Consider the following 8,540-nt stretch of genomic DNA (forward strand, 5'->3'; position numbering starts at 1 on the left):
GTCCCCCGACACCTGGGACCACCACTCCCCCTCCCCCCGGGTCAGGCCGGGCAGCCGCCGCTCGGCCTCCGGCACCCGGCGGGCCGGAATCGAGCCGGCGAGCAGCCACGACCCGTCCCCGCCCGAGGTGTCCCCGAGCTCGGCCTCCAGCCCCGCCAGACAGGAGGCGACCGGCGCCAGCGCGTCCAGCGGCACCCGCGCCTCGAACATGTGGCAGGGCTCGTGGACCCGCGTCCCCGCCCGCTCCAGCGCACGCGCCAGCACCCGCGAGGTCACCCCGCGGAAGTCCCCGGCCGTGCTGACCGGCGAGGCGAAGCCGGAGCGGATCAGCGTCACCCGGCAGTCCGTGACCGCCCAGCCGTGCGGGCCCTCCCGCAGCGCCGTGCACACCGTGTCCTCGATCGCCTGGTGGAAGGCGCGCGGCAGGGCGCCCAGCTCGGTCTCGTACCCGAACACCGGGCCCGAGCCCCGCTCCCCGGGCTCCACCCGCAGCCCGACCGTCGCCCACAGCCCGGTGTGGTCCCGGCCCCGGATCTCCTCGTACGCCTCGCCGGTGCCGACCGGCCGCTCCACACACACGGTGCGGCTGGGCGCGAAGTCGGCCTCGATCCCGTACTCGGCCGCGAGCGTGGCCGCGAGGACCTGCTTCTGCGCTTGGGGGCGTCCGGCGGATCTTGCTGGACAGGGGCTGCCCCTGCCTGTGCGTCGCAGTCTGCGGGCACGCGACAGCCGGTCGCGCAGTTCCCCGCGCCCCTTACGGGGCACGTCTCGCTCTGCGCTTGGGAGGTCTGCGCCTGGGGGTACCCCCTGCTCGAAGAGCTTGGGGGAGCAGGGCTGGCAAGCGCAGCCCCGATGCCGGTCACGCACGATCCGCCGGACACCCCCTCGCACGAGAGCAGCGGCGCAGCCCCGGGTCCGGCCGTCGGCCTCGCGGCGGAGGAAGGTGAGGCGCTGCCGCGGGGCCACCTCCCCCTCGTACAGCCGCAGATACGCGCCCTCGGGGCGCACCGCGAACACCGTGCCGCGCGGCTCGGCCGCGGTGGCGCGGGAACCGGCACCGGCGCCGCCGTCGGGCGGGGCAGCGGCCGGGAACAGCCGGATGAGGGCCTGGACGAGCGGGCCGACGCCCTCGCCGCTGAGCGCCGAACCGTGGCAGACGGGGTGCGCCGAGCCGTCGACGGTACGGGCCGCGAGCGCGTCCCGTACCCGGGTGAGCGGCACCGGGTGCGGCACCAGCCTGCGGCGGATGTCCGCGAGCAGCCCGGCGTCCCGTGCGCCCGGCCGGTCGATCTTGTTCAGGAAGAGCAGGGTGGGCAGCCGCAGCCGCCGCAGCGTCCTCATGAGCACCCGGGTCCGCGCCTGGACGCCCTCCACGGAGGACAGCACCAGCACGGCGGCGTCCAGCACGCCGAGCGTGCGCTCGACCTCGGCGACGAAGTCCGCGTGGCCGGGTGTGTCGATCAGGTTGACCTGGGTGCCGCCGACGGTGAACGAGGCCACGGCGGCGCGGATGGTGATTCCGCGCCGCCGCTCGATCTCGCCGGTGTCGGTGCGGGTGTCGCCGCTGTCCACGCTGCCGAGGCGGTCGATGGCGCCCGTGTCGTAGAGCAGCCGCTCGGTGAGGCTGGTCTTGCCCGCGTCAACGTGCGCGAGGATCCCGATGTTCAGCGTGCGGGTGGTGGAGCGTGTGTGCATACGGGGCGGTGTCCTTCAGAACCTTCGACCGGCTGGGGTGCGGGCGGATTCCGAAGTGACGGCGCATGCGGGGGCTCCTGCGGAGGTCGGGGTCAGTGTCCGGTGCGCCCGCCATCATCCCTCGCCCCGGCGGGCACGCAACGGGTTTTCCCGCGACAGGAAGGATCACCCCGGCGCACACGGCCTCCCCGCGTCGCGGATCAGCGCCTCATGGGCCCGCTTCAGCCGCCCCGCGTCGGCCTTCAGCACCTTGCGGTCGTACGTCAGCAGACCGTTCAGCTCGCCCTCCACATCGGAGATCTGGGTGTACACGGCGCCGGTGCCGCCCCGGCAGGCGAGCGCCCCGACCTCCTTCAGCTTCGCCAGGTACTCGTCGGTGAACCGCTCCTTCCGCACGCCCACATAGGAGTGCCGTACGGGCCAGGCGTGCCCCGGAACGGCCAGGCCGAGTCCGCCGTACTCGCCGCTCACCAGGGCGCGCCGCCCGTCGGGCTCGGGCAGTTGCGGGCTGGGGTAGCCGTGCGCGTCGGAGATGTCGCCGTTGCCGCCGTCCACGGCCCCGCAGCAGTTGTGGCCGCTCATGTTGTTGACCAGGCGGGTGGGGTCCAGGCCCTTGGCGTAGTCGGCGATACGGGCCTGGTCGTACTGCCCCCAGCCCTCGTTGAAGGTGACCCACATGATGACCGAAGGGTGGCTGTCGTGCTGCCGGATCATCCGCTTCATCTCGCGCTCGTACTGCGCGCGGGCCGCCGCGTCGGGGGTGCGGTCGGAGCGCATGGACGGCATGTCCTGCCACACGAGCAGTCCGAGCCGGTCCGCCCAGTAGAACCAGCGGTCGGGCTCGACCTTGATGTGCTTGCGCACGGAGTTGAAGCCCATCCTCTTGTGCGCCTTCAGGTCGTAGGCGAGCGCCTCGTCGGTCGGCGCGGTGTGCAGCCCGTCGGGCCAGAAGCCCTGGTCGAGGGTGGCCATGGAGAACACCGGCGCGCCGTTGAGCACCATGCGCCGCTGGCCGTCCACCGTCTCGACGCCGATCTCCCGCATGCCGAAGTAGCTCTCCACCCGGTCGGCGGCCCGTCCCGCGCCGACCGTCACCTTCAGCCGGTAGAGGTGCGGGTCGTCCGGCGACCACAGCCGCGGGTCGGGTACGGGCACCTCGAACGCGTTGCCGCCCCTCCCCGTGGCACGGCCGACCTCCCGCTTCCCGTCGTACGCCACGGCGGTCACCGGGACGCCGTCCGGGACGCCGCGGGCGGTGACGGTGACGTGCTCGCGCCGGATGTCGGGCGTGGTCCGCACATCCGTCGTGTGCGCCGCGGCGACCGGCTCCATCCACACGGTCTGCCAGATCCCGGAGGACGGGGTGTACCAGATGCCCTCGGGGTCGAGCCGCTGCTTGCCGACGGGCGGGTTCTCGCCGTCCGGCTTGTCGGTGGGGTCGTGGACGCCGACGACGAGCTCCTGCCGGTGGCCCGGCCGCAGCGCGTCCGTGACGTCGGCGGTGAACCGGTCGTAGCCGCCCTTGTGGGCCGCGACGCGCTGCCCGTTGACGTAGACGGTGGCCCGCCAGTCGACGGCGTCGAAGTGGAGGCGGAGCCGCTTGCCTGAGCCGTCCGGGCGGACCTTCCAGTCGGCGGGCACGGTGAAGTGCCGCTTGTACCACATGCGCTCCTCGTGCCGCTCGATCCCGGAGAGCCGCGACTCGACCGGGTACGGCACCAGGATCCGCTCCCCCAGCCGCCGTCCGGCGCCCACCGGGGGCGCCTCGCCCTTCCTGGCCGCGGCGAACTGCCAGGTGCCGTTGAGGTTCCGCCACTTCTCGCGCCTGAGCTGCGGGCGGGGGTACTCGGGGTGCGCGTTGCGCGGGCCGACGTCCTTCGCCCAGCGGGTGGTGAGCTGGTGCGTCGAGCCGTTGTCGCCGGCGGTCCAGAACGCGCCGACGGGGCGCCCGTCAGCGGCGGCCAGCCCGCCCTCGCCGTCGTACCGCACGTCGGCCGTGCCGCCCTGGCCGACCACCGGCTCCTGCAGCCGGACCAGCAGCCGGGACGCGTCGCGCGGGTCGCGGCGCACGGTGCCGAGCGGCCACTCGGCGCCGCCGATCACGGCGCGGACGTGGTCGCGGAACCGCGCCGGGTCGGGCGCGGCGAGCCGCTGCGGGAAGTCCAGCCGCAGGGTGCGGCCGGACGCGGTGACGCGGACGCCGGTGGCGCCGTCGTAGTCGAAGCCGTCGGGGAGGGTGAAAGCGGACTGCGGAACGGCCGTCTTCACGGCGCCGTCGCCCGGCGGGGTCCAGCGCAGATGGAGGTTCGAGCCGCCGTAGTGCTCGAAGTACTCGACCTTGATGTCGTACGCCTGGCCGGCCTTCAGGTCGACCGGGTCGGAGGTCTGCTCCCGGTCCCAGTCGTCCACCCAGTGGTCGATGACGAGGTCGCCGCCGATCCAGAGGCGGAAGCCGTTGTCCCCGGTGATGTGGAAGGTGTGCGCGCCGGACTTCTCCGGGGTGAGCCTCCCGGTCCAGCGGACGCTGACGTCGTCGGCCTGGCCGGTGCGCTCCCTCAGACGCGGCTCCAGGTCGTCGAAGTCGAGCGCGGGGTCGAAGGCGGTGGCCTTGAGGGTGTCGAAGTCGAAGGCGCCGGACGCCGACTGGGTCCAGTACTCGCCCTTCAGCCCGTGGACCGCGCGGCGGTCGGCGGAGGGCTCCGCCGCGGTGGCGGCCGAGGGGCCCGCCCCGAGGGCCGGGAGGAGCAGGGCGAGCAGGGCGAGGAGAGCGAGTGCGGCGGTACCGGCCGGATGCCGGGCGGTTGCGTGTCTCACGATCCCTCCGGTGGGAGTCGCTGGGGCACAACAGGGGAAGCACGCGTCCCGGGCATGACAACACCGTGCGAACCCGCTGTCCAGGGCCCTGACAACGATGCCGACAACGATGCCAGCCGCGCGGCCCGCGCATGCCGCCGCTCAGAGTTCGACGCCGCGCTCGCGCAGCCAGGGCTCCGGGGCGACCTCCGAGCCGAGGTACGGCGTGACCCGGGCCTCGAAGTGCAGATGCGGGCCCGTGGAGTTGCCGGTGTCGCCGGAGAGCCCGATCCGCTCCCCCGCGCGTACCCTCCGGCCCCGCTCGGTCTGGATCTCGGACAGATGCGCGTACTGCGTGTAGTAGCCGTCGGGGTGCCGGATGACGACCTGGTTGCCGAAGCCGTCGCCGCAGCCGGTGGCCCACACCCGGCCCGCGCCGACGGCCCGGACCGGGGTGCCCGACTCGACCGCGAAGTCCTGTCCGGTGTGGCCCTGCGACCAGCGCGCGCCCGCCGAGGCGTACCCGGCGGACAGCTCGTAGTCGCGCGGGGCGACGGGCGCGGTCCAGCGCGGCGCACGCGCCGCGCCCGGCTTCGGCCGCCGCTTCGGCGGATCGCCGTGCGGGCACCCGCCCTTCGGCTCGCGGACCGGCGCCGCGCCGCGGGCCTCGCGGGCGAGCGCGAGGCGCCGCTCCACGGCGGTTCTGGCGGCGGCCCTGAGCCGGGTGCCGGTCTCCAGACGGCGCAGCTCGGCCCGGGTACGGGCCCGCTGGCGCTCCAGGCGGCGCTCGGCACCCCGGGCCGACGCCAGTAGCCCGGCGAGGGCGTGCCGGGCCTGGCGCTCCGCCCGGAGCTGCTCCAGCAGCGCGTCCGGGGTGCGGGTGAGCGCCATACGGGCGCCCGCGGACCAGGCGCCGTACCGGTACTGGCTGCGCGCGATGCCGCCGAGCCGGGTGCGCAGCGCCGCCAGCCGCCGCTGGCCCCTGCCCAGGGCCCGCCGGGCGCTCTTGACGGCCGTGCGCTGCGCCGCGGTCTCCCGGCGCGCCGCCTCGTAGCGCGCGGTGGCGCGGGCCACCTCCCGGTAGAGCGCGTCCGCCCGCGCCGAGAGCCGGGGCCGGGCCTCACCGGGCCCGGGGTCGGGCGCGGCGGCCGGTGCCGTACCGCTGGTGGGGCCCGCCAGGGTCACGGCGCCCAGCAGCGCGGCGAGCGAAGCGCGTGCGGGCCAGGAGGGCTGGCTCATGGCCCGATCGTGCTCCGGGGTGCGGGCCGTCCCCGGCCCACCGGCGCACGACGCGCCGTCACACCCTGCGGATGGTCCACGGCATGGTGCTTCCGGGTGCGGAGGGGCCCCTCGCCGCGTGTCGCGGGCTGCGGGTGCTCCGGGGCTGGTCGCACCGTTCCCCGCGCCCCTTCGGGGCGCCGATGTTCACGCGTCACGCACCCCGTTCGCCTGCAACGCACGCACAGGGCCACCCCCCGCCCGGCGGGCGGGGCCGCACCTCTAAGCTCGCGATCATGCCGGACATCTCCCTCACGACCGTGCTCCTGCTCTGCCTCGCCGCGGGCGCGGCGGGCTGGGTGGACGCCGTGGTGGGCGGCGGCGGACTGATCCTGCTCCCCGCCATGCTGCTGGGCCTCCCGTCCGGCACCCCGGCGGCGTACGCGCTGGGCACCAACAAGGCGGTCGCCATCGTCGGGACCACCGGCGCGGCCGTGACCTATGTCCGCAGGACGCCGCTGGATCTGCGGCTGGCGCTGCGCATCGGCCTCGCGGCGCTCGCCGGCTCCTCGGGCGGGGCGCTGCTGGCGGCCGGGATGAGCACGCAGGTGCTGAAGCCCCTCGTCATGGTGGTGCTGCTGGTGGTCGCGGCCTTCGTGCTGCTGCGGCCGGACTTCGGCACGGCGGCCGCGCCCGGAGGGGTGACGCGCCGCCGCGTCCTCGCCGCGATCGGGCTCGCGGGCGTCGGCATCGGCTTCTACGACGGCCTCGTCGGCCCCGGCACCGGCACCTTCCTCGTGCTCGCCCTCACGGCGGTGCTGGGCATCGACCTGGTCGCGGCCTCCGCCACCGCAAAGATCGTCAACGCCTGTACGAACGCCGGCGCGCTCATGACCTTCGGCTGGAACGGCACGGTGCTGTGGCAACTCGCCGGACTGATGGCCCTCTTCAACCTGGCGGGCGGTGCGACGGGCGCGCACACGGCGCTGAAGCGGGGCAGCGGTTTCGTCCGCGCCGTCCTCCTCGTCTCCGTCTTCGGGCTGCTGGCGACCCTGGCGTACCAGCAGTGGCTGTCGTGACCCGCCATGACCCGCGGGGCGAAAAGGCGTTGTCGGGATGATCGCGGTCGGCTGCAATAGGGGCCATGACTGCACTTGGAGCCGTGTTCCGGCCGCAGCTGCCGCCGGAGAAGCTGCACAGCGTCGTCCGCGCCGCGGAGGGCGCCGGACTGGAAGAGCTGTGGCTGTGGGAGGACTGCTTCCTGGAGAGCGGGATCGCCAGCGCCTCGGCGGCCCTGGCCTGGAGCGAGCGGCTGCGCGTCGGCGTCGGCCTGCTCCCGGTGCCGCTGCGCAACGTCGCGCTGACCACCATGGAGGCCGCCACGCTGCACCGGCTCTTCCCCGGCCGGGTGACGCTGGGCGTCGGACACGGGGTGCAGGACTGGATGGGCCAGGTGGGGGCGCGCGTCGAGTCCCCGATGGCACTGCTGCGGGAGCACCTGGACGCGATGCGGGCCCTGCTGCGCGGCGAGCGGGTCACCATCCGGGGCCGCTACGTACAGCTCGACGACGTCGCGCTCGACTGGCCGCCCGCGACGGACCCGGCGCCGCCCGCCGTGCTCGCGGGCGCGCGCGGGCCGCGCTCGCTGCGGCTGGCCGGCGAGGCCGCCGACGGCACGGTGCTGGACGCCAACACGGACCGTGCGGGAGTGCGCCGGGCCATGGAGCTGATCGAGGAGGGCCGCGCGGCGGCCGGCCGTACGGACCGCCATCAGGTGACCGTCTACCTCCTCGCGGCCACCGGGCCGGACGCCGCCGAGCGGCTCGCGGCCGAGCGCCGGCGCGAGGGCCACGACGCGGACGCCGACCTGGGGGTGGCCGGAGACGCGGAGGCGGTCGCCCGCGCCGTCGCCGGGGTCGCGGAGGCGGGCGCCGACACGGTGGTGCTCCAGCCGACCGCCGACGAGCCGGACCCCGAGGGCTTCGTCCGCTTCACCGCGGAGGCGGTGCGTCCACTCCTGGGCTGAGCCCGCACGGGAGCGCGCCGAGCGCCGGGACGCCCTCGGACACCGGCCCCGGCCGGTGAAGGACCGGCTGGTGCCGTGGCCGGAAAGGTTTGCCGTCTCGCGTCTCCCCCAAGCTCTCGGCTCCGCTCGAACTGGGGGTGCCCCCAGGTGCAGGGGGCACCTCCCAGCGGTAGCTGGGGGAGCCTCGCAAGGCGCCGGATCGCGGCTCGTACGGGGCGTAATCGCGTGATCCGGCAACGCCGCGAGGCGCCGGGCGGCGCGAGGCGGTGAACCTTTCCGGTCACGGCACTAGAGTCGGGGGGTATGGCAGCAGACGAGGGGAGCGTCCGGGTCGACAGCTGGATCTGGTCCGTCCGGCTCACCAAGACCCGCTCGCAGGCGGCCACCGCGGCGCGCGGCGGCCACGTCAAGGTCAACGGCGAGCGGGTGAAGGCGGCGCACGCGCTGCGCCCCGGCGACGAGGTGCGGCTGCGGCACGCGGGCCGAGAGCGCGTCGTCAAGGTCACCCGTCTGATCCGGAAGCGGGTGGGGGCACCCGTCGCGGTCGAGTGCTACGAGGACCACAGCCCGCCGCCTCCGCCGCCGGAGGCTACGCAGCCTGTCGCGCAGCGGGAGCGGGGCTCCGGCCGTCCGACGAAGCGGGAGCGGCGCGAGCTGGAGCGGCTCCGCGGAGAGTCCCACCACTAGGGGGTGTTTCGAAAGCCCCGCACGCCACCTGGAACGCCCGGCACGTGCTCTCGCCGCACCGGCCGAAAGCCCGAGTACGCCCAGTACGAGGGCTTTCACCCGGCACGCCGAGAGCACGCAC

6 protein-coding genes are annotated in these 8,540 nt (G+C 75.1%); 3 read left to right on the forward strand and 3 right to left on the reverse strand.

Translation table 11 applies throughout. The annotated features are described in order from the left end of the window. From G5C65_RS25605 to G5C65_RS25615, 3 genes are all read right to left on the reverse strand, one after another. On the reverse strand, window positions 1–1,695 hold a 1,695-nt coding region (locus tag G5C65_RS25605; RefSeq protein WP_165301293.1), incomplete at its 3' end, for a GTP-binding protein. Window positions 1,696–1,860: 165 nt separating this feature from the next. Beyond that, complete coding sequence (locus G5C65_RS25610; RefSeq protein WP_338146652.1) at window positions 1,861–4,509, reverse strand: PA14 domain-containing protein; 2,649 nt, start codon at window positions 4,507–4,509, stop codon at window positions 1,861–1,863. Window positions 4,510–4,650: 141 nt separating this feature from the next. Then, a complete protein-coding gene (locus tag G5C65_RS25615; RefSeq protein WP_165301294.1) occupies window positions 4,651–5,727 on the reverse strand; it encodes a M23 family metallopeptidase in 1,077 nt (358 codons plus the stop codon). 275 nt (window positions 5,728–6,002) lie between these two features. On the opposite strand from G5C65_RS25615, the gene G5C65_RS25620 reads away from it, so the two are divergent. From G5C65_RS25620 to G5C65_RS25630, 3 genes are all read left to right on the forward strand, one after another. Beyond that, window positions 6,003–6,785, forward strand: coding sequence for a sulfite exporter TauE/SafE family protein (locus tag G5C65_RS25620; protein ID WP_165301295.1), 783 nt, complete (start codon window positions 6,003–6,005; stop codon window positions 6,783–6,785). Between the two features lie 65 nt (window positions 6,786–6,850). Next, on the forward strand, window positions 6,851–7,732 hold the full coding sequence (locus G5C65_RS25625) for an LLM class flavin-dependent oxidoreductase (protein WP_165301296.1): 882 nt from the start codon (window positions 6,851–6,853) through the stop codon (window positions 7,730–7,732). 303 nt (window positions 7,733–8,035) lie between these two features. Beyond that, entirely contained in the window at window positions 8,036–8,419 is a 384-nt protein-coding gene (locus G5C65_RS25630; RefSeq protein WP_165301297.1) for an RNA-binding S4 domain-containing protein, read from the forward strand. The last annotated feature ends 121 nt before the right edge of the window (window positions 8,420–8,540 follow it).

The sequence above is a fragment of the Streptomyces boncukensis genome, from assembly GCF_011045075.1.
Classification (GTDB): domain Bacteria; phylum Actinomycetota; class Actinomycetes; order Streptomycetales; family Streptomycetaceae; genus Streptomyces; species Streptomyces boncukensis.